Origin of the sequence: Streptacidiphilus jiangxiensis (genome assembly GCF_900109465.1) — a bacterium.
Taxonomy (GTDB): domain Bacteria; phylum Actinomycetota; class Actinomycetes; order Streptomycetales; family Streptomycetaceae; genus Streptacidiphilus; species Streptacidiphilus jiangxiensis.
This window is the reverse complement of sequence record NZ_FOAZ01000023.1, coordinates 80586-104114: the sequence shown is the minus strand read 5'-3', so window position 1 is coordinate 104114 and position 23529 is coordinate 80586. Positions and strand designations below refer to the sequence as shown.

Here is a 23529-nt window from a genome sequence, read left to right as displayed (position 1 = left end):
TGGAACCACGCGTCTGTTTCCTGCCTGTGTGTTCCGTCCTGCGCCAAGCGCACCTCGCGCGACCGTACCTCAGGGCACAACCTTATGAAAATCGAACCCCCGATCGGCGGGATGCCGCCCTCCTGACGGGGGTGCCGAGACCCGTTCGCGCACGACCATGATGGCCGCACCGCACGGCGACGTGCCTGGTGGCGGGCACTACGGGGGGGTGCCCGTCCACCACGAGGGCCCGCGGACCGCCCGATCGACGGGGTTCCGGAAGCAGAATTTCCTGATTTTCAGCCTTTGTCCGCATGCGCCATTTGCACGACCCTGCGCTCGCGGAAGAGATTGCCCGCCCACACCAGCAGCACGCCCACCCCGAGGAACGTCAGCGTGATCACCAGGGACGAGATCACCACATGGCCGTAACCCTTCTCGCGCGGGTCCAGGAACGGGTAGGGGTACCAGTCCACGATCGGGCCGCGGATCAGCGTGTAGGGCAGATAGAGCAGCGGGAAGGCCAACCACCACAGGGCCTGCGTCCAGCGGACCGGGCGGCGCGGCGGCACCGCCAGCCAGTCGATGAAGATCACCACCGGCATCAGCCGGTGCACCACGTCGTTGACCCACGGGATCGTGCCCAGCGCCTCGTACTGCGCCAGGGCGACCGCGTAGACGATGCCGGTGATCGCCATGTAGAGCGTCACCGCGCCGCGCAGCAGGTCCGGCACCCCGCGTCGGCCGGCCATCCCCAGCACTCCGCCGACCAGCAGCACAACGGTCATCGAGCAGTTGCTCAGGATGGTGAAGTAACTGAAGAAGTTGGCGAGGGACCGGCCCTCCGACGCCGAGTGGTACGCCTGGACCCCGAGCGCCACGGCCGTGAGCGCTCCGAAGGCGAAGCGGATCGCCCCGACGACGCCGGACGTCGCCCGTCCCAGTGACTGCTGCTCCGGCACGCCCACTCCTTCCACTCCCGCGCCCCTGGCCGGGGAATCGCAGCCCCCGGTCGGGGAACCGGAGGCGATCTTCCGATCATCATGTCCGAACGACAGGGTGAAACCGGCGAAAGGCACGACGACATGCGGTGGTGGCACTGGGGTGCCCGGCGGGCGGCGGTTCCGCTGCTGACCCTGGCCCTGGCGCTGCTGCCGTTCGGACAGCTCTGGGCGGCCGGCGCCGGGCGGGCCGCGGACGCCCGCACCCAGGGGCACGACGCCGTCTGGCTCGGCCACGCCTGGGTCGACGGCCGCCACACCGAGGCCGACGCCGTCGCCCTGCTGCACCACCTCGGCGGCGCGGGCACCGGCTTCGGCGTGCGCGACCTCTACGTCCACGTGGGCCCGACCGGTGACGACGGCACCCTCGACCCCGCCCTCGCGCCCCGCGCCGCCTGGGTGATCGCGACCTTCCACCGCCTCGCGCCCGGTGTCCGGGTGCAGGCCTGGCTCGGCGACGTCGTCGCCTCCGAGGGCCCCACCGGACTCGACCTCGCCCGCGCCGCCACCCGCGACCACCTGGTCGCCGCCGCCGCGTCGCTGCTGGCGCTCGGCTTCGACGGCATCAACCTCGACACCGAGCCGGTCCACTCCGGCGACGCCGGCTACCTCGCGCTGCTCGACCGCCTGCACACGCTGACGCGCGCGCACGGCCGGGTGCTGTCCGTGGCCGTCCCGCAGACCGACCCCCTGCCGCCACTGCGGTTCCTCGCCGGAGCGCTGACCGGGCACCCCAAGTGGTGGTCCCGCGCCTACCTGGCGGAGGTGGCCCGACGCGTCGACCAGATCGACGTGATGGCCTACGACAGCGCGATGCCACTGCGCTCGCTCTTCGCCGGCTACCTGGCCCAGCAGACCACCCTCGCGCTGGCCGCGGCACCGCGCAGCGTCGACGTCCTGATCGGCCTGCCGGCCTACCGCGAGGACAGCCTCGGACACCACGCCTCCGCGGAGACCATCCCGGCCGCCCTCCAGGGAATCCGCGCCGGCCTCGCCGCCTCCCCACCCCACGACCGCCCGTTCGGCGTCGCCCTGTACGCGGACTTCTCCGCCTCTGACGCGGACTGGTCCGCCTACCGCGACGGTTGGGGCTGAGTCCGACCATCGGGGCCGACAATCGGCACGGGGACCCGGAGTTGGGGACCCAGGTTGGGACCCAGGATTGGGACCCAGGGGTGGGGACCCGGGGTTCGGGACTCAGGTTGGAACCCGGGGTCCGGGAGCCAGGGGTGGGATTCGGGGTTCGGGACTCAGGTTGGAACCCGGGGTCCGGGACCCAGGGGTGGGGACCCGGGGTTCGGGAGCCAGGGGTGGGGACCCGGGGTTCGGGAGCCAGGGGTGGGGACCCGGGGTTCGGGACCCAGGTTGGAACCCGGAGTTGGGACCCGGGGCTCGGGGCCCAAGTTGGGCCGCGGGGTTCGGGTCCCAAGTTGGGCCGCGGGGTTCGGGTCCCAGGGGGAAAACCAGGGGCGGACCTCCCCCGGCGGGGCTAGGTTCGTCCGGTGTTCTCCCTCCTCGAACCCCCCTTGCTGACCCGCCTGCGTGACGCGCGGCGCATCCTCGTCGCCGGAGCCGGCGGCGGGTTCGACGTCTACGCCGGTCTCCCGCTGGCGCTCGCGCTGCGCGCGGACGGGCGGGAGGTGCACCTGGCCAACCTCTCCTTCGCCGACCTGTACGGGCTCGACCTCGACGTCTGGCTCGACCAGGGCGTCGCCGCGATCCGGCCCGACACCGAGGCGCGCGGTGACTACTTCCCCGAGCGCTCCCTCGCCCGCTGGCTGCGTCTGCACGGCGAACCCGACACCGTCTGGGCGCTGGACCGCGTCGGCGTGCAGCCGCTGCGCGAGGCCTACCGCGCGCTGATCGCGCACCTGGGCGGGGTGGATGCGATCGTCCTCGTCGACGGCGGGACCGACATCCTGATGCGCGGCGACGAGAACGGCCTCGGCACGCCCGAGGAGGACATGGCCAGCCTCGCCGCGGTGGCCGGCCTGGGCGAGGACGAGGTGGCGGAGCGCCTGGTGGTCTGCCTCGGCTTCGGCGTCGACGCCTACCACGGCGTCAACCACTCGCTGGTGCTGGAGAACCTCGCCGCCCTGGACCGCGACGGGGGCTACCTCGGCGCCTTCTCCCTCCCCCGCGACAGCCGCGCCGGCGCCTGCTACCTGGACGCCGTGGCCCATGCCCGGGCCCAGACGCCCTCCCACCCGAGCATCGTCAACGGCTCCGTCGCCGCCGCGCTGCTCGGCGAGTTCGGCGACGTGCGGTTCACCGACCGCACCCGCCACAGCGAGCTCTTCGTCAACCCGTTGATGACGCTCTACTTCGCCGTCGACGCCCTCGCCCTGGCCCGCCGCAACCTCTACCTGCCGCTACTGGAGGGAACCGTGCTGACCCGTCAGATCAGCACGGTGATCGAGGAGTTCCGCGACTCGCTGCCCGCGCTGCGCCCGCCCCGGGCGTTCCCGCACTGAGTCAGAGCAGCGCGCCGTCGCGGGCCACGATGCGGCCCGCGCGCACGGAGAAGGCCGGAACCGGACGGTCGACGACCGCCTGGGGGAACCCGTCGGCGGCGAGGAGGACGAAGTCGGCCGGGGCGCCCGGCAGGAGCGTGCTGGGCTCGAGGCCGAGCAGCGCCGCGCCGCCCTCGGCGGCGAGTCGGTAGCAGGCCTCCAGATCGGCGTCGGTGCGGGCGTCGGTGCGGTAGGCGAGCAGGTGGGCGCGGCTGATCATGTCGCCGTCGCCGAAGGGTGTCCACGGGTCGCGCACCCCGTCCGAGCCGAGCGCCACCCGCACGCCCGCCGCGGTCAGCTGCGGGAACGGCACGACCGGGTCCGCCCCCAGAGCGCAGGTGGTGACCGCGACGCCCGACTCGGCCAGCACCTCGGCGATCCGCCCCAGCGCGTCCGGCGCGCACTCGGCCAGGCAGAAGGCGTGGCTGACGGTGACCCGGCCCTGCATGCCCAGTGCCCGGGTGCGACCGGCGATCTCCGTGACCTGGTCGAGGCCCTCGGCGCCGCCGTCGTGCAGGTGGATGTCGAGCGGCTTGCCGCGGCTCTCGGCGAGGGCGAAAAGCAGGTCGAGCTGGCCGTCACGGTCGGCGTCGACGCCGACCGGGTCCAGCCCGCCGAGCACGTCGGCGCCCTCGTCCAGGGCCTGTGCCAGCAGCTCGGTCGTGCCGGGCCGGCTCAGCACGCCGAGCTGCGGGAAGGCGACGGTCTGCACGGTCAGCAGCTCGGCGCGCGCGGCGGCGGCCTCGCGGACGCCCTGCAGGTTGGCCAGGCCGTAGGCGGGCGCGACGTCGACGTGGGCCCGCCAGGCGCGGGTGCCGCGCGCGACCGCCCTGTCCATCAGCGCCCCGGCCCGTTGCGCGACCGGCGCCATCGCGGCGCGCGTCGTCACGTCGTAGCCGATCAGTGCGGCCAGGTCCGCGGCGGGCTCGCGGCTGAGCCAGCGGTCGCCCCAGGTGGTCTTGTCCGGGTGGATGTGCGCGTCCACGGGCGAGGGCAGTGCCAGCAGCCCCGAAGCGTCCACGACCTCGGCGCCCGCGGGCGGCACGCCCTCGACGAGACGCCCGTCGCGGACCAGCAGGTCGCGTCGGGCCTGACCGAACGGGCGGACACCGGTGAACAGGATGTCGTGGCTCATGCTCCATATTTATCAGATGTCTGATGACTTGGCCTCTGCGGGAGCGGCCCGTGAAAGAGTGGCGGCATGAGGAACGTGGCACGCGGCTCGCTGGTGGACGCCGCCATCGCGGAGCTCCGCGGGGAGATCGGGGCGGGACGCTGGGCCGTCGGGGAGCGGATCCCCTCGGAGGCGCAGCTCGCGGAGACGCTCGGCATGAGCCGTCTGTCGGTGCGTGAAGCGGTCCGCGCGCTGGTCCACGCCGGCCTGCTCACCACCCGCCAGGGGTCGGGGACGTACGTGACGGCGACCGACGAGTCGGACGCGGCGCTCGGCCGGGTCCTCGACGGCGTCGCGTCACGCGACATCGCCGAGGTCCGGCTCGGCCTCGACCTGCTCGCCGCCCGGCTCGCGGCCTCCCGTCGCACCGACGCCGACCTCGCCGACCTGCGCGAGATCGCCGCGCGGCGCCGGGCCGCGTTCGAGGCCGGCGAGCTGGAGGCCTTCGCCGACGCCGACGTCGCCTTCCACCTGCGGATCGCGCAGGCCTCGCACAACCGCCTGCTGACCGACCTCTACCGCAACCTGTGCGAAGGCCTGCGCGAGGTGGTCCTCGCGGACCACATGCAGCACTCGACGACCACCGCGCACGCGGACCTGCTCCGGGCCCTCACGGACGGCGATCCGGCCGCAGCGGCCGCCGCGGCGCTGACGATCGTCGAGGCGTAGCGCAGGCCCGGTCCGGCGGCCTCACTGTGGCGGACCCACCTCACTGTGGCGGACTCAGGCGGGCAGGCCGGCCAGGAACTCCAGCAGTGCGGCGTTGACCTCGGCCGGGCGCTCCTGCTGGGTCCAGTGACCGCAGCCGGGGAGGGTGAGGGTCGGCTGCAGTGCCGGGTAGAGCAGCGGCAGCGCGGCCACGCCCTCCTGCATGCCGGGGAAGCTGCCGACCAGGTCGCGGTCACCGGTGATGTAGCGGCCCGGGACCAGCAGCGGCAGGCGGTCCCAGGCGGCCGAGAGCTCCCAGTTGCGGTCGAGGTTGCGGTACCAGTTCAGCCCGCCGGTGAAGCCGTTCTTCTCGTACTCCGCCACGAACACGGCGATGTCGGCGTCGCTGAGCCAGGCCGGCAGGTCCTTGGTGTCGTCGAGGTGACCGAGGAAGGTGCCGTCCGGCTGCGTCAGCGGCTGCGCGGGCTGCGGGTCGTTGCGCGGGTTGTCGCCGCTCGCGCCGTACAGGAACGAGCGGAAGGTCCGCGCCGGGTCGGCGGCGAACTCGGCGTCGGCGAGGCCCGGACGGCAGAAGTAGTTCCAGTAGAAGCGCCCCTCGAACAGGGCGTCCATGACCGCCAGTGGCGGGGTGTCGCCCTGCCGCGGGAACGGCGGCGTGACGCTGAGGCCGACGACGCCACGCACCAGGTCGGGGCGGAACAGCGCCGTCTGCCAGGCGACCGGCGCACCCCAGTCGTGACCGACGACGGCGAACCGGTCCGCGCCCAGCTCCCGCGTCAACGCGACGACGTCGCCGACCAGATGGGGCAGGCTGTAGGCCTCCACGGCCGCCGGCGCGTCGCTGCGCGCGAAACCGCGCTGGTCGGGGGCGACGACGCGGTAGCCGGCCGCGGCCAGCGCGGGGAGCTGGTGACGCCAGGAGTACCAGCACTCGGGGAAGCCGTGCAGCAGCACGACCAGCGGCGCGTCCGGCTCCCCCGCGGCCGCGTAGTGCAGGGTGACGCCGTTGACCCGGATGTCGTGGTGTTCGATCGCGTGCACAAGGCCCCCTTGTTCGTACTCCGTCCCATCACAACCCGATTCAGACTAGGGCTGCTTGACGGTGCGTGAGAACAGGGGGCCGGGACGGGAGGGTCAGACCTGCCAGCCGTACAGGTGCATCAGCCGGGCAGCGACCAGCGTGAAGCGGTCGAGGTCGAGGGAGCTGGCCTCGCGGCGCATACCGGCGGGGTGGATGCGGAAGACACGCTCCAGGTTGACCCAGGAGTCGCGGGCCTCGCGGTCCCAGGGGCCCTCGCCGAGGGCGATCCACTCCGCGACGTCGTCGCCGGTGCTGCGGTCGTGGCGCTTGCTGGTCAGCTCGACCGCGAGCAGCGTGCCCGCGTGTTCGCGGGCGACGATGAGCACAGGGCGGTCCTTGCCACGCCCGTCGCGCTCCTCGAAGGGCACCCAGGTCCAGACGACCTCGCCGGGGTCCGGGTCGCCGTCGTGCCGGGGTGCGTAGCTCATGTGCACGACACGCAGGCCGCGCGGCTCCACCTCGATCGTGGCGGTGGAGCCGTAGCGGCCGGGATTCTCGTCGTGCTCGCCGTGGTGAGAGTCAGTCAGACCGATCATGCGGACAGGCTAACGCCCTCAACCGGAGTACTGCATTCAGACCTTGCTCAGGCGCTCTTGACCAGGGAGATCTCGAACTCGAGCACGATCTTGTCGCTGACCAGGACGCCACCGGTCTCCAGCGCCGCGTTCCAGGTGATGCCGTAGTCCTTGCGGCTGATCGCGTGCTGACCCTCGAAGCCCAGGCGCTGGTTGCCGAACGGGTCGGTCGCGGCGCCCTCGAAGGAGAACGGGACGGTGATCTGCTGCGTGACGCCGCGGACGGTGAGGTCGCCGGTCAGCTCCAGGGTCTCGCCGTCGAAGCCGGCGTCGTTGGAGCGGAAGGTGATCTCCGGGTGGTTGGCGACGTCGAGGAAGTCGTTGGTGCGCAGGTGGCCGTCACGGTCGGCGTTGCGGGTGTCGATGCTGTCGACCTCGATGACCAGGTCCACGGAGGAGTTCTTGGGCTGCTCCGCGTCCACCGCGACGTTGCCGGTGAAGCGGTTGAAGGAACCGCGCACCTTGGTGACCATCGCGTGCCGGGCGACGAAGCCGATCCGGCTGTGGGCCGGGTCGATGGTGTAGCTGCCGGTCAGGGCGGGGGTGATGGTGGTGACGCTCATGATGACTCCCGGGTTCCAAGTGGTTGATCCGTCATCTACAGAGTGCACCCCCATGGATGACATGTCAACCAATGGGGGTAGAATTTCCTCATGCCCACCACCCCTCCCCAGACCGAGCCGCGGTGGCTGACTCCCGAGGAGCAGCACCTGTGGCGCACCTTCATGCGCATGCGCCAGGAGCTCGACGCCCAGCTCGCCCGCCAGATACAGGCCGAGTCCGACCTCTCCATCGCCGACTTCTCGGTGCTGGTCGTACTGACCGACGTGCCCGACGGCCGGGTCCGGGTGCTGGAGCTGGCCCGCAACCTCCAGTGGGAGAAGAGCCGCCTCTCCCACCACCTGGCCCGGATGGTCAAGCGCGGCCTGATCTCCCGCGCCGAGTGCAGCGAGGACGGCCGTGGCTCCTTCGTGCTGATCACCGACGCCGGCCGCGAGGCCATCGAGGCCGCCGCGCCACGCCACGTCGAGCTGGTCCGCAAACTCTTCTTCGACCCGCTCTCCGGCGAGCAGCTGACCCAGCTGACCGAGATATCAGAAAGGATTCTCGGCGCCATGCAGGGTTGCCCGGCCCTCGACCCGGATAGCTGAACGGGAAACCGGGAAGATCCTGGATGGGAGCGCGGACGATGGCCCACAAGACGACGGTCGGCAAGCCCCCGGCGCAGCGGTCCGGTCGGACCACCTCCGCCGAGGGCCACCTCGAGCGCGAGCGCAAGTACGAGGGCGATGCCGGCGTGCCTCTCGCTCCGCTCGCCGATGCGCTCCCCGGGCCCGGCCCGGACGGGCCGGTCACCGCCGTCGCCGCCGACCCCGAGCAGTTGCGTGCCGTCTACTACGACACCGCGGACCTGCGCCTGCTCGCCCGTCGGATCACCCTGCGCCGCCGCACCGGCGGCCATGACGCCGGCTGGCACCTCAAGCTCCCCGCAGCGGACGGCGCCCGCCTGGAGCTCCAGCTCCCACTGGACCCGGACGCCCCGGACGCCCCGGCGCGTGTGCCCGCCGAGTTCCTCACCCGCGTACGCGCCTACGTCCGCGACGGGCGCCTCGCACCGATCGCGCAGCTCGCCACCGAACGGCGCCGCACCCTGCTGACCGACGGGACCGGCCGCGTCCTCGCCGAGCTCGCCGAGGACGCCGTGACCGCCCGGGCCCTCGAGCCCTCCGGTGCGGTCCGCCACGAGCAGCGCTGGCAGGAGGTCGAGGCCGAGCTCGTCGAGGGCGACGGCCCGCTGCTGGACGCCGTCGAGGCGCGTCTGCTGGCCGCCGGGCTGCACCGGAGCGCGAGCGCCTCGAAACTCGCCCGCGCCCTGGGGCCGGTCACCGCCGCCGCGGACACAGACCGGCATGCCGGCACCGCGGCCGAGCCGACCCGCGAACCCGTGCCCGACAGCGTCGGCGCCCTGCTGGCCGCCCTCCTGCGGCAGCAGATCGCGCAGCTGCTCGCGCAGGACGCCGAGGTGCGCCGGGACACCCCCGACGCCGTGCACCAGATGCGCGTCTGCGCGCGCCGGCTGCGCAGCACGCTGCGGGTGCACGAGCGGCTGCTACGACTGGACGACGTGGCCGGGCTGGAGGAGGAGCTGCGCTGGCTCGGGCAGACGCTCGGTACCGCCCGGGACCGCGAGGTGCTCGGTGAGCGGCTGCTGCGTGAGTTGGACACCCTCGACCGCACCGAACGCCCCGGCCCCATGCGGCGCCGGCTGAGGACCTGGTCCCGGCAGGGCTACCGGACCGCCTGGCGGCTCACCGTCCGCGAGCTGGAGAGCCCGCGCTACTTCGCGCTGCTCGACGCGTTGGAGGCGCTCGCCGCGCACCCCCCGCTGCGGCGCCGCGCCGACCGTCCGGCGGCCGGCGAGGTGCGACGGCTGCTCACCCGCGAACGTCACCGCGCCTGCCTCCGGGTCGCCCAGGCCCTGGCGCTGCCGACCGGCTCCGAGCGCGACGAGGCCCTGCACCGGGCCCGCCGTGCCGCCAAGCGGGCCCGCTACGCGGGCGAGGGAGCGGCGCAGCCGCGCTTCGCCGCGGCGATGAAGGCCCTCCAGACGGTGCTGGGCGAACGGCAGGACGCACTGATCGCGGCCCAGGCCCTGCCGGAGCTGGCCGCCACCGCGCACCGGGCGGGTGAGCCCGGCTTCGGCTACGGCGTCCTCTACGTCCGCCAACGCGAGGCGATCACCGCCGCGGAGGCCCAGCTGCCCGCGCTCCAGGCCACGGCGAGTGCCGTCCGGGTGAAGTGACGGGAACCGACCTGTCCTCGTCTCCACGATCGGTGGAACTGCTGATGAACTCGGGCCTCGGGAGCGGATTCCTGCCCTAGTGTCGCGGTCACAGGCAGCGCACAGCCTGCGCCGCCACGACTCCCGGAGGGTCCCATGCTGGTGGATTCCTTCTCCTTCACCCACGACGAGACGGCCCCCTCGGTCGACTCCCAGGCCCAGCTGCTGGTCGAGGCGGGCTGGCGGCGCCCCCGGCTCCCGATCCCATCGAGCACCCCCTGCCAGGACCCGGAGGGTTGCGACGAGGCCCACCGCGACGAAGAGTTCTGACCCGCTCGGCCGGTGGCGAACCCGGCCGGGCGGGCGTCTGCGTAGCGGCACGCCATCGGTCGGGAGCCGCTGTGGTGCCCGCCCACATGTCGGGTGGCCGGCCTCGCTTCTAGGTTCCGGGTGGCCACTCCCCCACCCCAGGAGCCCGACATGTCCCCACGCACCGCGCCGCGCCCCGCCGGGCGCAGATCTCTGCTCGCCGTGTTCGGCGCCGCCGCACTCGCCCTCGCCGGCCTCGTCGCGCTCCCCGGCGCGGCCGACGCCAACTCCGGCTCGCTCACCCAGGTGAGCTCGTTCGGCAGCAACCCGGGCAACCTCGCCATGTACGAGTACGCTCCCGCCGGCCTGGCGAGCGGCGCACCGCTCGTGGTCGCGCTGCACGGCTGCACGCAGACGGCCACCGACTACTACAACGACTCCGGCTGGGCGCAGCTGGCCGACCAGTACGGCTTCGCCGTCGTCTTCCCCCAGACGAACAGCACGAACAACTCGCTCTCCTGCTTCTCCTGGTTCGACTCGACCAAGGACACGCGGGGCAACGGCGAGGCGGCGTCGATCAAGGCCATGGTCGACCACGCCGTCGGCCAGTACCACTCCGCGAGCGGCCGGGTCTTCGTCACCGGCCTCTCGGCGGGCGCGGGCATGACGGCGGACCTGCTCGCCGACTACCCCGATGTCTTCGCCGGCGGCGCCATCGACTCCGGCCTGCCCGCGCAGTGCGCCACCACCCAGAGCGCGGCCTCCGGCTGCCAGCAGAACAACCAGAACCTCACCCCCGCCCAGTGGGGTGACAAGGTCCGCAACTCCGACCCGGGCTGGACCGGCCCCTGGCCGCGGGTCGCCATCTGGCAGGGCACCTCCGACTACACCGTCTACCCCGTCAACGCGACGGAACTGCGCGACCAGTGGACGAACGCCTGGGGCATCTCGCAGACCGCCTCCAGCACCCAGTCCCTCACCGGTGGCACGACGGAGAGCGTCTACGACGACGCGAACGGCAACCCGGCGGTGGAGCTCTACAGCATCTCCGGCATGGGCCACGGGCTCGCGGTCGACCCCGGCTCGGGCAGCACCCAGTGCGGGCAGACGGGGGCGTACTTCCTCAGCTACATCTGCTCGTCGTACTACACGGCCGCGTTCTGGGGCCTCACCGGCACCGCCACCGGAACCGCGAGCCCGTCCCCGTCGGCGTCGGTCTCCGCGTCTCCGTCAGCCTCCGCGTCTCCGTCGGCCTCGCCGTCCGCGACCTCGTCGCCTACCGCTTCCGCCAGCGCGTCCGCGTCCCCCTCCCCCACGGCGACCTACACGCCGAGCTGCTACACGGCCGCGAACTACTACCAGGTCACCGCCGGCCGCGCCCACGACGTGGGTGGCGTCGCCTACGCCAACGGATCCAACGCGAGCCTGGGCCTGGACAACGTCTTCTACAGCCACACCCTGGAGGAGACCGCCCCCGGTTACTACGTCATCGCCGACTCCGGCTGCCCCGCCTGACCGCACCCTTGAGGGGCTCCCCCGCCTCCCGCACCGTCAGCCCCAACGCGCCGGCGAGGGCGGGGGCCAGCTCCAGCAGCTGCGTCGGGGTGACGGCCGCGCCGCGCAGCGACTCGGCGCCGTCCGCGACCTCGATCAGCGTGGCCTCGCGCAGGTCCACCTCCGTCAGCTTCGCCTGATGGAGGTGGACCTGCTCCAGGCGACTGCCCGGGAACGCGCACTCCGTCAGCGCGGCCCCGCCGAGATCCACCTCGCGCAGGACGCAGTCGTGGAAGACCACCTCGTGCAGCTTGGCTCCGCGCAGGTTCACCGAGTCGAACTTGCACCCGTGGAAGGTCACCCGACGCAGCCCGGCCCCGTGGCTCTCCAGCCCAGCGAACACCCCACCGATCACCTCGACGTCGAGCCAGCTGCTCTCCGCGAGATCGCAGCCGACCATGCGCACGCCCTGCATCCACACGTCGTTCAGCCGGGCGCGCCGCATCCGTACCTGCTCGAACGAGGTCGCGGAGACGGCGGCCTCGACAAAACTCGCCTCCTCCACGCGCTCGTCCTCGAACGCGGCACCGTCGACGTGCACGGTGTCGAACCGCGCCTCCCCGAGCCGGCTCCCGGCGAAGCGGCGCAGGTGGGGGGCGAAGGGCAGCTGGTCGAGGTCTCGGGGAGTAGCCATGTCCGCAGGCTAGCTTTCGGCACCGACAGAAGGCGTCACCTCCCAGGGGCGCGAGGAACTGCGCGAGCCACCCACCGCAGGCGGATGGCCCTGTCCGCTCGGAATCTCAAGGCGGTGGGTGGCTTGTCCCGCAGTTCCTCGCGCCCCTGCGGTCAGCCGTCCGCGCGCTTCCGGTGCAGGACGAAGGACTCGAGCGGCGTGACCGCCCCGTCCGGCTGGGCCACGTTGTAGTACGTGACGTGCATGCGGGTGGTGTCACCCGCGTGGCGGCCCGGGTCGACGGTGAACGCCGCGAAGCCGTAGGCGTGGTCCGCGTCGCGGAACGCCGACCACGGGGTCTCCTCGAAGACGTAGACCGGCGTGCGCTTGCCGTTCGCGCCGACCGGGCCCACACCCGTCAGGACCTTGCCCTTGTCGGGGGCGAACAGCTTGCCGTTGGAGGGGGAGGAGGTGCCCCCGCCGCCGAGGACCATGTGGACGGTGCCGAGCGAGGTGTCGATCGAGTCGGTCGCGCCGGAGACTGGGTTGGGGGTGAGCACCTCACTGCCGCCCACGACGCCGCGGACCGCGAGCGAGCGCTCGTAGTGGTGCTCGTGGCCGCAGAGGACCAGGTCCACGCCGTACCGGTCGAACAGCGGGCCCCACAGCTGCCGCAGGCCCAGATCGGAGCCGTTGGCGTCGGCGGAGCTGATCATCACCTGGTGCATGCAGACGACGATCCAGTCGATGTCGCTGTCGGCCCGCGCCCGGCGCAGGTCCGCCTCGAGCCAGGCGGCCTGCGCGCCGCCGCTGTAGCCGTTGACGTAGTTGTCGCCGCCGTCCTGGTAGGCGACGTCGTCGTTCTGCAGCACAACCACGTGCACCGAGCCCGCGGTGAAGGAGTACCAGAGTCCGGCCGTCTCGGGGTCGGTGGAGCCGTTACGCGGGAGAGCGAACCGCGCCTGGTACCCGGAGTAACCGATCGGGCCGTTGCCCTTCTCGTCCTCGTGGTTGCCCGCGGCCGGCATCCACGCCCGGTAGCGGGCGCTGCGCGAGTTGTTGGCGTGGAAACCCTGCCAGGTGCGCAGCCGGTCGGCGCTGATGTTGGCGTAGCAGAGGTCGCCGTTGAGGAGGTGGAAGAGCGGGTCGACCTTCTCCACCCCCGCGACGATGTCCGCGGAGGCGGGCGAACCGATGCCGGCGTCCACGACGGCGAAGCCGCCCTTGCCGTCGGGCTGCCAGACGGTGTTGGGGACGGACTGGTCGCCGAAGCTGGTGAAGGTGAGGGGCCGTCGGCCGCGTGGCGCGGTGCGGAAGGTGCCGGAGTCGGGGCGGGCGCCCGCGTGCATCGCGGCGTAGGTGTAGAAGGTGTCGGGCTGCAGGCCGTGCAGGCGCGCATGGTGGATGTACACGGTGCGGCCGCTGACGCCGTCGACGTAGGTGACGGTCTCCGCGCCGACGCTGCGGCCGAAGCCGCCCTCGAATGTGCCGTATCTCACGTGCGGGTCGCGGACGGAGCTCTCGGTGGTCCAACTGACCGTCATCTGCGAGGCCGGGTCCTCACCGAAGGTCAGGTGCAGGCCCTCGACGGGCGGCGCGCCGAGCGCCTCGGGCTCGGCCAGCAGCATCGGCGAGCCGGGCGCAGGGGCGGGGGCGGGGGTGTCGGCGTGCGCGGCGGGCGCACCGAGCAGGCCCGCACCGACGGCGAGCGCGCCACCGGCTCCGGCCAGGCGCAGAGCGGTACGACGGTCAACGATCGTTGACGAAGCGTCATTCTGAGTTGACGAATCGTCGGCCGTACGAGGCAGGTGCGGGGTGGCGTCGTTCACCAGGACTCCTGTGGGCGTTTCGGACCGGCAGGACCCGCTCACGCTATGGGCGGCGCGTGCCGGCACCGCTCCGCGCGGGCGTCGGCCGGGTGAACGCCGGATGGCGCGCCGGGCGTGGCTCCGGACGCGTCACCGGACGGCCCGAGGGTCCCCAACCACCGGCCCGGGGCCCGCGCAAGACCCGACACGCCGGGCCGAATGATGATCTCCGAGGTGGTACGTTGACGTTCTGCCTGACGCCGCAAGCACTTTGCCCCAAGTGTCCAATTCGCTTGATTCGCCTGATATATTCCTCAGCGAGTTGAACGACGACACGGGCGGCCCTCGGGCGACGCGGAAGGTCAAGGCCGGTGCCGGACAACGGGGGTGGACCGCCCGCCCCGCGCTGTTCGCGACACCATCGGCGCCTCGCGATCACCGCAACGACCGCAGGCCGCCCGCTGCCGTCCCCCTCCGGAGCGAACCGGGCCTCCCACTAGGCTGAGGACATGCGACGAAGGCACCCTGCGCCGCCCTCGCCGCTCCCGCAGCGCCAGGGCATCGACCCGGTCCGGCTGCGACTCCCCCTGGACGGCAACTGGCCGACCGTCCGTGCCTACCTCGCCGAACGGCTTCCCGCCGTCCCCCCGGGCGTCTTCGACGCGATGCTGGCCGACGGCGAGATCCACGGCGAAGAGGGCCCGTTGGCTCCCGACACCCCCTACCGCCCCGGCGGCTGGCTCTGGTTCCACCGCGAACTCGCCCCCGAGGTGCCCGTCCCCTTCGCGCTCGACGTGCTGCACCGCGACGAGCGGCTGCTCGTCGTCGACAAGCCGCACTTCCTCGCCACGACGCCGCGCGGCAGCCACGTCACCGAGACCGCACTCGCCCGGCTCCGCCACGACCTCGACCTGCCGCAGCTCAGCCCGGCCCACCGCCTGGACCGGCTGACGGCCGGGCTGGCGCTCTTCGTCGTCCACCCCGACCACCGCGGCCGCTACCAACAACTCTTCGCCGACCGACTGGTGCACAAGGAGTACCAGGCGATCGCCCCCTACCGGGCCGACCTCGCGCTCCCGACGACGGTACGCAGTCATATCGTCAAGGAGCGCGGCATCATCGCCGCCCACGAACTGCCCGACGCGGAGCCCAATGCGGAGAGCCGGATCGAGCTGGTGGAGCACGCGGGCGGCGTGGGCCGGTACCGGCTGCTGCCGGCCACCGGCCGCACGCACCAGCTGCGCCTGCACATGAGCGGGCTGGGCATCCCGATCCTGGGCGACCCCGTCTACCCGGTCGTGCTGCCCGAACGCGCGCCGGACGACTTCTCGGACCCGCTGCAACTGCTGGCCTCGGTGCTTGCGTTCACCGACCCGATCACCGGCGCGGAGCTGCGCTTCACGAGCCGCCGGACGCTGGCGGCGTGGCCTCCCGCGAGCTCTCCAGTCTGAGCTCACCGAAGGCGCCCGCGGGGACGGCCGGACGCAGCGGCGCGACGGGCGTCAGCCGCCGGTAGGCCTCGCCCTGCGTCGGACGCGGGTCCGCCTCGCCGAGGTTGGGCCACAGCGACATGGCCCGCTCGGCCTGAGCCGTGATCGTCAGCGACGGGTTGACGCCCAGGTTCGCGGAGACGGCGGCACCGTCCACCACCGAGATGCCGGGATGACCGTAGAGGCGTTGGTACGGGTCGATGACGCCGTGCTCCGGGTCCTCACCGATCGGGCAGCCGCCGAGGAAGTGCGCGGTCAGCGGCATGCCCAGCAGCTCGCCGACGTTCGTGCCCGCGAACCCGTTGATCTGCGCGGCCAGGTGCCGCGCCGCCTCCCAGCCCTCCGGGATGTGAACCGGGTTGGGCACGCCGTGCCCCTGTTCCGCGGTCAACAGCCCCTTGCCGGGACCACGTCGCCGCAGGAAGGTCGTCAGCGAGTTGTCGTGCGTCTGCATGACCAGGCCGATGATCGTCCGTTCCGACCAGCGGTGCGTCGTGAGGGTGCGCAGCACCATGCCCGGGTGCCGCAGGTACGCCCAGGCCGCGGCGAGCGCCTTCGGCGTCCGCCCGCCGACGGCGTACTGCGGCACGCTCATCAGGGCCATCGCGTTGGAGCCCTTGCCGTAGCGGACGTTCTCGATGTGCGTGGTGTCGTTCGGGTGGATCGAGGAGGTGATGGCGACGCCACGGGTCAGGTCCAGGGTCGCCGCCTTCCCCCTGCCCGGGGCCCTGCGGTAGCGCCGCGGGAAGGTCAGCGCGCCGACCAGCGCCTCGGAGTTGGTGCGGGTGAGCTCGCCCAGCCGCGGAGACAGGCGCGGCAGCGCCCCGCTCGCCCGCATCCGGTGCAGCAGCGTCTGCGTGCCGTACGTCCCCGCCGCGAGCACGACCTGCCGCGCGGTGACGACGGTCCGGGCGCCCCGCCGTCGGCGTTCGGTGGGCACGGTCGTCACCGCGTAGCCGCCGTCGGCGCGTTCCCGCAGCTCGACGACGGTCGTCAACGGCCGTACCTCGGCGCCGGCCCGCTCGGCGAGGTGCAGGTAGTTCTGGGTGAGGGTGTTCTTGGCGCCGTGCCGGCAGCCGGTCATGCACTCGCCGCACTCCGTGCAGGCGCGCCGCTCCGGCCCCGCACCGCCGAAGTACGGGTCGGCGACGGCTCCGCCGGGCTCCGCCCTGCACCGGCCGTCCGCGTCCTGCCCGTCGCCGAAGAAGACACCGACGGGCGTGAGCCGGAAGCTGCGGCCCACCCCCATCGTCTCGGCCGTGGCGCGCAGGTACTCGTCCGCCTCGGTCACGGTCGGATTGGTCCGCACCCCGAGCATCCGCCGGGCCTGGGCGTAGCAGGGCGCCAACTCCTCCTGCCAGTCGGTGATGCCCGCCCACTGGCGGTCCTCGAAGAACGCGGCGGGCGGAACGTAGAGGGTGTTGGCGTAGTTGAGCGAACCGCCACCGACCCCCGCTCCCGCCAGCACCATGACGTGGCCGAGCAGGTGGATCCGCTGGATGCCGTAGCAGCCGAGAGCCGGGGCCCACAGATAGTTGCGCAGGTCCCAGCTGTCGCGCGGCAGCGTCTGCGGCGTGAACCGTCGCCCGGCCTCCAGGACGCAGACCCGGTAGCCCTTCTCGGTCAGCCGCAGCGCCGAGACGGAGCCGCCGAAGCCGGATCCGACGATCACCACGTCGTAGTCGTGGTCGTAGTCGTGGTCGTACTCGTGCGCCTGCTCATCGCTCACCGTAGAGCTCCTCGATCTCGCGGGCGTACGCGGCGGCCACCGCGTGGCGCTTGACCTTGAGGGACGGGGTCAGCAGACCGTTCTCCTCGCTGAACTCCCCCTCGACGACCACGAAGCGGCGGATCGATTCGGCCCGCGACACCGCCTCGTTGGCGTGGTCGACGGCGGCCTGGACGTCGGCCAGCAGCTCGGGATCGCGGCGCAGCTCGGCGAAGGGCGTGTCCAGCGGCCGCTTCCGGACACCGAGCCAGTGCTCCATCGCCTCCGGTTCGAGCGTCACCAGCGCGGCCACGTAGTGGCGACCGTCGCCGACGACCAGGCACTGCCCCACGGGCGGCCGGCTGCGCAGCCGGTCCTCCAGCTGACTGGGCGAGATGTTCTTGCCGCCGCTGGTGACGATGATGTCCTTCTTGCGCCCGACGATGGTGAGGTAGCCGTCCGCGTCCAGCTCGCCGAGGTCGCCCGTGGCCAGCCAGGAGCCGGGCAGGGCCGCCTGGGTGGCCTCCAGGTTGTTCCAGTAGCCGGTGAAGACGCTGCCGCCGCGCAGCATCACCTCGCCGTCGTCGGCGATCCGGATCGTCGCGCCGGGGACGGGGCGCCCGACACTGGCCGGACGGGGGTCGAGCGGCGGGGTGACGGTCGTCGCCGCGCTGGTCTCGGTGAGCCCGTAGCCCTGGTAGATGACGATGCCGCAGCCGAAGAAGAACATCGCCAGGCGCGGGTCGAGCGCGGACCCGCCGCTGATCGCGTACCGGACCGAGCCGCCCAGCGCCTTGCGCACCCGCCGGTAGACGAGCAGGTCGTAGAGCCGGTGCACGGCCCGCAGCGCGAGATCCGGTCCGGCCCCGGTGCCGAGCAGCCGGCCCATCTCGGCCTGCCCGTACGCGACGGCGATCCGGTCGGCGCGCACGAACGACGCGCTGCGGCCCATCCGTTCGGCCATGGCGCGGGCGGTGTCGTGGACCTTCTCGAAGAAGTACGGCACGGCGACCAGGAAGCTGGGCCCGAACCGCTCCAACTCCGGTCGCAGCTCGTCCGGTTTGATGCTGGGAAACAGTCCGATGGTGATCTGCCCGAGCAGGCAGGCCAGCTGCAGCATGCGCCCGAGGACGTGCGCGAGCGGCAGGAACATCAGCGTCGTGGGCTGCTGGTGGGTCGCCTCGACGAAGACGGGCCCGAGGAGTTCGACGAGGTTGGCCGAGCCCGCGTGCAGGTTCGCGTGGGTGAGCACGCAGCCCTTGGGCCGCCCCGTGGTGCCCGAGGTGTAGACGAGCGTCGCGATCGTCTCGGGTGTGAGCGCGGCGCGACGTTTCTCCAGCTCCGCGGGGGGAACTTCGTGTCCCAGGTCGGCGAGGAAGCCGAGCAGGTCCTCGTCGATCGACGGCACGGCGAGCCGCGGCACCGTCGGCAGGACGTCCAGCACGGGAGCAGTGAGCGCGGCCAGCTCCGGGCTCTCGACCAGCAGCAGGACCGCGCCGGAGTCGCGGAGGATCCAGTCGACCTGATCGGCGGAGCTGGTCGGGTAGACCGGCACGGTCTGCGCGCCCGCCGCCCAGACGGCGAAGTCCAGCACGGTCCACTCGTAGCGCGTCCGCGCCATCAACGCGACCCGCTCGCCGGGCTCGACGCCCGCCGCGACGAGCCCCCGCGCGGCGGCGGCGACGTCGGCGGCGAACTCCTTCGCCGTGACGGGCCGCCACTGACCTCGTTGCAACCGGCGAAGCGCGACGGCGTCCGGATCGGCCACCGCGTTGTCGAAGGGCACGTCGGCGAGGCTCCCGTGCGCGAGCGGCGGCACCAGCGCTGCGGCGCTGACCTCCCGCACGACGCCGTCGGCATCGGTCGTGACCTGGACTTTCACCCGGTCCGAGAGATCCGGCCTGGCGCGGGCGGCTCTGAGGGCCGAGAAGAAGGTGGTACCCATGCGCGGCTCCGTTTTGGTGGGAGGGAAGCTGCACTGTCCAGGGGCGCGGGGAACTGCGCGAGAAACCAACCTGTGCGGATGGCTGGGGGATTGTCGCGCAGTTCCCCGCGCCCCTGGACAGTGCAACTCACGGAGCCTGCAAAAGAGCTGTCACCCCTTGGCCGCCCGCGGCGCAGATGGAGATGAGTGCCCGGCCGCCGCCTCGCTGCGCGAGCGACTTCGCCGCAGTGGCGACGATGCGCCCGCCCGTCGCCGCGAACGGGTGCCCGGTGGCCAACGACGAACCCGCGACGTTCAGCCGGTCGCGGGGAACCGACCCGAGGGGCTCGTCCAGCCCCAGGCGGGCCTTGCAGAACTCTGCGCTCTCCCAGGCCGCCAGAGTGGCCAGCACCTGCGAGGCGAACGCCTCGTGGATCTCGAACAGGTCGATGTCCGCGAACGTCAGCCCCGCTGACCTCAGCAGCTCCGGGACCGCGAAGACCGGCGCCATCAGGAGCCCGTCCTCGCCCGGGACGAAGTCGACCGCCGCCGTGCGGGCGTGGGTGAGGTGGGCGAGGACCGGGAGGTCCCGCTCCGCCGCCCATTCCTCGCTCGCGAGGAGGACCGTCGCGGCGCCGTCGGTGAGGGGTGTCGAGTTGCCCGCCGTCATCGTGCCGTCGGGGCCGCCGAAGACCGGCTTCAGGCGGGCCAGCTTCTCGGTGCTGCTGTCGCGGCGCAGGTTCTGGTCGCGGTCCAGGCCGCGGAACGGGGTGAGCAGGTCCTCGAAGAAGCCGTCGTCGTAGGCGCGCGCGAGCCTTCGGTGGCTGGTGACGGCGAGTTCGTCCTGGTCGGCGCGCGGGACGCGCCACTGCGCGGCGGTGCGGGCGGCGTGCTCGCCCATGGACAGGCCCGTGCGGGGTTCGGCGTTGCGCGGGATGTCGGGGACGAGGTGGCCCGGGCGGACGCCCGCCAGCGCGCGGGCGCGTCCGCCGAGCGAGCGTGCGCGTCGCGCGGTCAGCAGCACCTGGCGCAGGTCGTCGTTGACACCCAGTGGTGCGTCGCTCGCGGTGTCGACGCCACCGGCGACGCCGACGTCGAGCTGGCCGAGCGCGATCTTGTTGGCGACCAGGATCACCGCCTCCAGGCCGGTGCCGCAGGCCTGTTGCACGTCGTAGGCGGGGGTGCGCGGGTCGAGGGCGCTGCCGAGGACGGTCTCGCGGGCGAGGTTGAAGTCGCGGCTGTGCTTGAGCACGGCACCGGCGACGAACTCGCCGAGGCGTTCGCCGCGCAGGCCGAAGCGGTCGACCAGGCCGTCCAGCGCTGCGGTGAGCATCTGCTGGTTGGAGGCGGTGGCGTAGGGGCCGTCGGCGCGGGCGAAGGGGATCCGGTTGCCGCCCAGGATCGCCACGCGGCGCACGGTGGGGGGTGAGGATGACGGCACGGCGACGACTCCTTGTGCGGCGGACGACCGAGTACTTACTCTCTAGTAAACTTACTCAGCCGTAAGGAGAAATCAAGATGCCGGACCGGTACCTCTCGTGGACCGCGAGCGGCCCGGGGCGGTTCGTGGCCACGTGCCTGGGCCTGCCCCGTCCGGAGCCGTTGAAGCGGCGTCAGGACGGCGGGCCGGACGTCCCCGGCCCGGTGCTCGTCGGCGCGGCCGAGGGCGGGCGCCTCGCCAAGCCCGTGCGCGCCCTGCTCGCCGAGTGGGCGGTCGCCACGCCGGACAGTCACGACTCCCCCGCCGCCCTGGTGCTCGACGCCACCGGCATCACCTCGAGCGAGCGGCTGCGCGAGCTGTACGCGTTCCTGCACCCCCGGATCCGCTCCCTCGCCGCCTGCGGACGCGTCGTCGTCCTCGGCACGCCGCCCGAGCTCGCCGCCGACGCCCGCGAGGCCACCGCGCAGCGCGCGTTGGAGGGCTTCGTCCGCTCCGTCGGCAAGGAGCTGAAGCGCGGCGCCACCGCCCACCTGCTGCTGGTCGCACCGGACGCGGAGACCCGGCTCGCCACGCCCCTGCGGTTCGCCCTCTCCCCGCGCAGTGCCTACGTGTCCGCCCAGACCTTGCACATCTCCGGGCTCAGGCCCGGCACCATCGCCGCGCCGACGCCCGCCTTCTCCTTCGAACGTCCGCTCGCCGGGCGCGTCGCGTTGGTCACCGGCGCCGCCCGCGGGATCGGTGCGACGGTCGCCGCGACGCTGGCCGCCGACGGCGCGACCGTGGTCTGCCTGGACGTTCCCGCCCAGGGCGCGGACCTGCGCGCGACCGCCGAGCGCGTCGGCGGCCAGGCCCTGGAGGCGGACCTGACCGACGCCGACGCGCCGCGGCGGGTGGTGGCCCATCTGACGCAGCACCATGGGGGCGTGGACATCGTGGTGCACAACGCGGGCATCACCCGCGACCGGACACTCGGCCGGATGGAGCCGGGCCAGTGGGACGCCGTCGTCGCCGTCAACCTGACGGCCGTGGAACGTCTCAACACAGCGCTGCTGGACGCCGCGACTCCGGACGGACCGGTGCTGCGCGCGGACGGGCGGGTGGTGTGCACCTCCTCCATCAGCGGCATCGCGGGGAACGTCGGGCAGGCCAACTACGCCGCCAGCAAGGCCGGTCTGATCGGCCTGGTCCAGGCGGTGGCCCGGGACGAGGCCGTCGCCGGGCGCGGGATCACCGTCAACGCCGTGGCGCCGGGCTTCATCGAGACGCAGATGACCGCCGCCGTCCCACTGTTCATCCGCGAGGCCGGGAGACGCCTCAACAGCCTGAGCCAGGGCGGGCAGCCGGTGGACGTCGCCGAGGCCGTCGCCTTCCTCGCCTCCCCCGGCGCGGCCGGCGTCACCGGCCAGGTGCTGCGCGTCTGCGGCCAGGCCCTGCTGGGAGCGTGACGTGACGACCTCGACCCCGGCAACCACCGTCCGCGAACTGCCCTCCTTGCCCGGCACGCTGGGCCTGTACGCGCGCGCCGTGCGACCGAAGCCGCGACGTCACCCGCCCCTGGCCGGTGAGGACGCCGTCGCGCTGCGCGGGGTCGTGGCCGACCCGGAGACCCTGCGCGGCTACCGCGAGGTCTGCGGCCACCGCACCGCCGCCGACCGGCTTCCGCCCGCCTTCCCGCACCTGACGGCCTTTCCGCTCAGCATGGAGCTGATGACCCGCAGGGACTTCCCGCTGCCCGTGCTGGGCCTGGTCCATCTGTCCAACCGCATCGAGCAGACGCGCCCGATCGCACCGGACGCGGCGCTCGACTGGCTGGTCCGCTCCACCACGCCGCGCCGACACAGCAAGGGCCAGGTCTTCGACGTCGTCGCGGAGGCCCGCCCGGCCGGTACCGACGGCGACGAACCGGTCTGGCGCTCCGTCAGCACGTACCTGCGCCGCGGCCCGGGCGGCGCGGGGGCGCGGGCGGTCGACCAGGACCTGCCCACCCCGCAGGTGGAGGAGGTCTGGCCGCTCGCCGCCGATCTGGGCCGCCGCTACGGCGCGGTCTCCGGCGACCGCAACCCGATCCATCTGCACCCGCTGAGCGCCCGCCTGTTCGGCTTCCGGCGGGCCATCGCCCACGGCATGTGGACCAAGGCGCGGGTGCTCGCCTCCCTGGATCAGGCCGTCGGCCTGCCGGACGCCTTCACCGTCGGCGTCGACTTCCGCCAACCCGTCCTGCTGCCGGGCAGCATCCGCCTCGCCGCCGCCCGCGTCGGCGAGGACGGCTGGGCCTTCCACGTCACCGACCCGGACGGCGCCCGGCGCCATCTGGTCGGCCGCCTCAACCCGCGCTGATCCCCGCCCGCACTGATCCCCGCCCGCACTGATCCCCACCCGCACTGATCCCACCAACCACGGGCACCGACCCCACCGTTCACAGGAGCCGCCACCATGACCGACACCGCAGGCCTGGCCGACCTCGACTTCACCTCCGTCACCCCGCAGGAGTTCGCCCGCATCGTCAAGGGCCTGTCCACCAAGGAGTTGAAGGAGGTCGTCCAGGACGCCGGGCTGCGCCGGCGCATCCTGCGCGAGGTCTTCGCCCGGATGGAGAGCCAGTTCCGCCCCGAGAACGCCGGCCAGACCTCGGCGGTGATCCGCTGGAAGGTGGGCGCCGACGGCGAGACGGTCTTCGAGACCGCCATCGACAAGGGGGCGTGCACCGTCACCGAGGGCCGCACGGAGGAGACCCCCAAGGTGACGCTGGTCCTCGGCGACGCCGAGTTCCTGAACCTCGTCTCCGGGAACGCCAACCCGATCACGCTGTTCTTCTCGCGCAGGCTGAAGGTGGTCGGCGACCTGACCCTCGCGGCCCGGCTCACGCACTACTTCGACATCCCGAAGGCCTGACCACGCCGCCGAGCGC

The 23529-nt window shown here is 72.9% G+C and carries 21 protein-coding genes; 11 read left to right on the top strand and 10 right to left on the bottom strand.

Annotated elements, in window-relative coordinates; genetic code table 11:
- Positions 1 to 278: 278 nt before the first annotated feature.
- Positions 279 to 941, bottom strand: a complete 663-nt coding sequence (locus tag BMY61_RS34420; RefSeq protein WP_063773395.1) for a Pr6Pr family membrane protein — start codon at positions 939 to 941, stop codon at positions 279 to 281.
- Positions 942 to 1022: 81 nt separating this feature from the next.
- Here BMY61_RS34420 and BMY61_RS34415 point away from each other — a divergent pair, with 81 nt between their 5' ends.
- Both BMY61_RS34415 and BMY61_RS34410 read left to right on the top strand, forming a co-directional pair.
- Complete coding sequence (locus tag BMY61_RS34415; RefSeq protein WP_082015583.1) at positions 1023 to 2075, top strand: glycoside hydrolase family 18 protein; 1053 nt, start codon at positions 1023 to 1025, stop codon at positions 2073 to 2075.
- A gap of 407 nt (positions 2076 to 2482) precedes the next feature.
- The gene (locus BMY61_RS34410) at positions 2483 to 3454 is read left to right on the top strand and encodes a DUF1152 domain-containing protein (protein ID WP_042458235.1); all 972 of its coding nucleotides are present in this window, start codon (positions 2483 to 2485) and stop codon (positions 3452 to 3454) included.
- Position 3455: 1 nt separating this feature from the next.
- On the opposite strand, the gene BMY61_RS34405 is transcribed toward BMY61_RS34410, so the two are convergent.
- Positions 3456 to 4628 (bottom strand): amidohydrolase, encoded by a 1173-nt coding sequence (locus BMY61_RS34405; RefSeq protein ID WP_042458232.1) that lies wholly within the window; start codon positions 4626 to 4628, stop codon positions 3456 to 3458.
- A 66-nt stretch (positions 4629 to 4694) separates the two neighbouring features.
- Here BMY61_RS34405 and BMY61_RS34400 point away from each other — a divergent pair, with 66 nt between their 5' ends.
- The gene (locus tag BMY61_RS34400; protein WP_042458229.1) at positions 4695 to 5336 is read left to right on the top strand and encodes a FadR/GntR family transcriptional regulator; all 642 of its coding nucleotides are present in this window, start codon (positions 4695 to 4697) and stop codon (positions 5334 to 5336) included.
- Positions 5337 to 5390: 54 nt separating this feature from the next.
- Here BMY61_RS34400 and BMY61_RS34395 read toward each other — a convergent pair whose 3' ends face one another.
- From BMY61_RS34395 to BMY61_RS34385, 3 genes are all read right to left on the bottom strand, one after another.
- Positions 5391 to 6377 (bottom strand): alpha/beta fold hydrolase, encoded by a 987-nt coding sequence (locus BMY61_RS34395; RefSeq protein ID WP_236656622.1) that lies wholly within the window; start codon positions 6375 to 6377, stop codon positions 5391 to 5393.
- A gap of 93 nt (positions 6378 to 6470) precedes the next feature.
- A complete protein-coding gene (locus BMY61_RS34390; protein ID WP_042458227.1) occupies positions 6471 to 6953 on the bottom strand; it encodes a type II toxin-antitoxin system PemK/MazF family toxin in 483 nt (160 codons plus the stop codon).
- Positions 6954 to 7000: 47 nt separating this feature from the next.
- Entirely contained in the window at positions 7001 to 7555 is a 555-nt protein-coding gene (locus tag BMY61_RS34385; RefSeq protein WP_042458225.1) for a YceI family protein, read from the bottom strand.
- 90 nt (positions 7556 to 7645) lie between these two features.
- Between BMY61_RS34385 and BMY61_RS34380 the strand changes: the two genes are divergently transcribed.
- From BMY61_RS34380 to BMY61_RS34370, 4 genes are all read left to right on the top strand, one after another.
- On the top strand, positions 7646 to 8143 hold the full coding sequence (locus tag BMY61_RS34380; protein ID WP_042458222.1) for a MarR family winged helix-turn-helix transcriptional regulator: 498 nt from the start codon (positions 7646 to 7648) through the stop codon (positions 8141 to 8143).
- Between the two features lie 38 nt (positions 8144 to 8181).
- The gene (locus tag BMY61_RS34375) at positions 8182 to 9795 is read left to right on the top strand and encodes a CYTH and CHAD domain-containing protein (RefSeq protein WP_052439425.1); all 1614 of its coding nucleotides are present in this window, start codon (positions 8182 to 8184) and stop codon (positions 9793 to 9795) included.
- 135 nt (positions 9796 to 9930) lie between these two features.
- Positions 9931 to 10104, top strand: a complete 174-nt coding sequence (locus BMY61_RS46690) for a hypothetical protein (protein ID WP_161791350.1) — start codon at positions 9931 to 9933, stop codon at positions 10102 to 10104.
- Between the two features lie 150 nt (positions 10105 to 10254).
- On the top strand, positions 10255 to 11598 hold the full coding sequence (locus tag BMY61_RS34370) for an extracellular catalytic domain type 1 short-chain-length polyhydroxyalkanoate depolymerase (protein WP_042458219.1): 1344 nt from the start codon (positions 10255 to 10257) through the stop codon (positions 11596 to 11598).
- Here the strand turns inward: BMY61_RS34370 and BMY61_RS34365 are convergent.
- Both BMY61_RS34365 and BMY61_RS34360 read right to left on the bottom strand, forming a co-directional pair.
- Complete coding sequence (locus BMY61_RS34365) at positions 11570 to 12271, bottom strand: pentapeptide repeat-containing protein (protein WP_042458216.1); 702 nt, start codon at positions 12269 to 12271, stop codon at positions 11570 to 11572. The two genes, BMY61_RS34370 and BMY61_RS34365, sit on opposite strands and share 29 nt — an antisense overlap.
- Before the next feature lie 152 nt (positions 12272 to 12423).
- The gene (locus BMY61_RS34360; protein WP_236656621.1) at positions 12424 to 14079 is read right to left on the bottom strand and encodes a purple acid phosphatase family protein; all 1656 of its coding nucleotides are present in this window, start codon (positions 14077 to 14079) and stop codon (positions 12424 to 12426) included.
- 488 nt (positions 14080 to 14567) lie between these two features.
- Here BMY61_RS34360 and BMY61_RS34355 point away from each other — a divergent pair, with 488 nt between their 5' ends.
- The gene (locus tag BMY61_RS34355) at positions 14568 to 15509 is read left to right on the top strand and encodes a pseudouridine synthase (protein ID WP_042458213.1); all 942 of its coding nucleotides are present in this window, start codon (positions 14568 to 14570) and stop codon (positions 15507 to 15509) included.
- On the opposite strand, the gene BMY61_RS34350 is transcribed toward BMY61_RS34355, so the two are convergent.
- From BMY61_RS34350 to BMY61_RS34340, 3 genes are all read right to left on the bottom strand, one after another.
- Positions 15457 to 17277, bottom strand: coding sequence for an FAD-dependent oxidoreductase (locus tag BMY61_RS34350; protein ID WP_042458210.1), 1821 nt, complete (start codon positions 17275 to 17277; stop codon positions 15457 to 15459). The genes BMY61_RS34355 and BMY61_RS34350 overlap by 53 nt on opposite strands.
- Positions 17267 to 19201, bottom strand: a complete 1935-nt coding sequence (locus BMY61_RS34345; protein ID WP_042458207.1) for an AMP-dependent synthetase/ligase — start codon at positions 19199 to 19201, stop codon at positions 17267 to 17269. Before BMY61_RS34345 ends, BMY61_RS34350 begins: the two co-directional genes overlap by 11 nt.
- 127 nt (positions 19202 to 19328) lie before the next feature.
- Complete coding sequence (locus BMY61_RS34340) at positions 19329 to 20621, bottom strand: acetyl-CoA C-acetyltransferase (RefSeq protein ID WP_042458204.1); 1293 nt, start codon at positions 20619 to 20621, stop codon at positions 19329 to 19331.
- A 77-nt stretch (positions 20622 to 20698) separates the two neighbouring features.
- On the opposite strand from BMY61_RS34340, the gene BMY61_RS34335 reads away from it, so the two are divergent.
- The 3 genes from BMY61_RS34335 (at position 20699) to BMY61_RS34325 (ending at position 23513) form a co-directional block, all read left to right on the top strand.
- Entirely contained in the window at positions 20699 to 22066 is a 1368-nt protein-coding gene (locus BMY61_RS34335) for a 3-oxoacyl-ACP reductase (RefSeq protein ID WP_042458202.1), read from the top strand.
- A 1-nt stretch (position 22067) separates the two neighbouring features.
- Positions 22068 to 22958, top strand: coding sequence for a MaoC family dehydratase (locus tag BMY61_RS34330; protein WP_052439424.1), 891 nt, complete (start codon positions 22068 to 22070; stop codon positions 22956 to 22958).
- Between the two features lie 96 nt (positions 22959 to 23054).
- Positions 23055 to 23513, top strand: a complete 459-nt coding sequence (locus tag BMY61_RS34325) for an SCP2 sterol-binding domain-containing protein (RefSeq protein ID WP_042458199.1) — start codon at positions 23055 to 23057, stop codon at positions 23511 to 23513.
- Positions 23514 to 23529 lie beyond the last annotated feature (16 nt).

Excerpts from the sequence above, each read along its gene's own strand:
- BMY61_RS34415 (WP_082015583.1), top strand. The coding sequence starts at position 1,023 with ATGTCCGAACGACAGGGTGAAACCGGCGAAAGGCACGACGACATGCGG.
- BMY61_RS34405 (WP_042458232.1), bottom strand. The coding sequence starts at position 4,628 with ATGAGCCACGACATCCTGTTCACCGGTGTCCGCCCGTTCGGTCAGGCC.
- BMY61_RS34400 (WP_042458229.1), top strand. The coding sequence starts at position 4,695 with ATGAGGAACGTGGCACGCGGCTCGCTGGTGGACGCCGCCATCGCGGAG.
- BMY61_RS34390 (WP_042458227.1), bottom strand. The coding sequence starts at position 6,953 with ATGATCGGTCTGACTGACTCTCACCACGGCGAGCACGACGAGAATCCC.
- BMY61_RS34385 (WP_042458225.1), bottom strand. The coding sequence starts at position 7,555 with ATGAGCGTCACCACCATCACCCCCGCCCTGACCGGCAGCTACACCATC.
- BMY61_RS34380 (WP_042458222.1), top strand. The coding sequence starts at position 7,646 with ATGCCCACCACCCCTCCCCAGACCGAGCCGCGGTGGCTGACTCCCGAG.
- BMY61_RS34375 (WP_052439425.1), top strand. The coding sequence starts at position 8,182 with ATGGCCCACAAGACGACGGTCGGCAAGCCCCCGGCGCAGCGGTCCGGT.
- BMY61_RS46690 (WP_161791350.1), top strand. The coding sequence starts at position 9,931 with ATGCTGGTGGATTCCTTCTCCTTCACCCACGACGAGACGGCCCCCTCG.
- BMY61_RS34370 (WP_042458219.1), top strand. The coding sequence starts at position 10,255 with ATGTCCCCACGCACCGCGCCGCGCCCCGCCGGGCGCAGATCTCTGCTC.
- BMY61_RS34365 (WP_042458216.1), bottom strand. The coding sequence starts at position 12,271 with ATGGCTACTCCCCGAGACCTCGACCAGCTGCCCTTCGCCCCCCACCTG.
- BMY61_RS34355 (WP_042458213.1), top strand. The coding sequence starts at position 14,568 with ATGCGACGAAGGCACCCTGCGCCGCCCTCGCCGCTCCCGCAGCGCCAG.
- BMY61_RS34345 (WP_042458207.1), bottom strand. The coding sequence starts at position 19,201 with ATGGGTACCACCTTCTTCTCGGCCCTCAGAGCCGCCCGCGCCAGGCCG.
- BMY61_RS34335 (WP_042458202.1), top strand. The coding sequence starts at position 20,699 with ATGCCGGACCGGTACCTCTCGTGGACCGCGAGCGGCCCGGGGCGGTTC.
- BMY61_RS34325 (WP_042458199.1), top strand. The coding sequence starts at position 23,055 with ATGACCGACACCGCAGGCCTGGCCGACCTCGACTTCACCTCCGTCACC.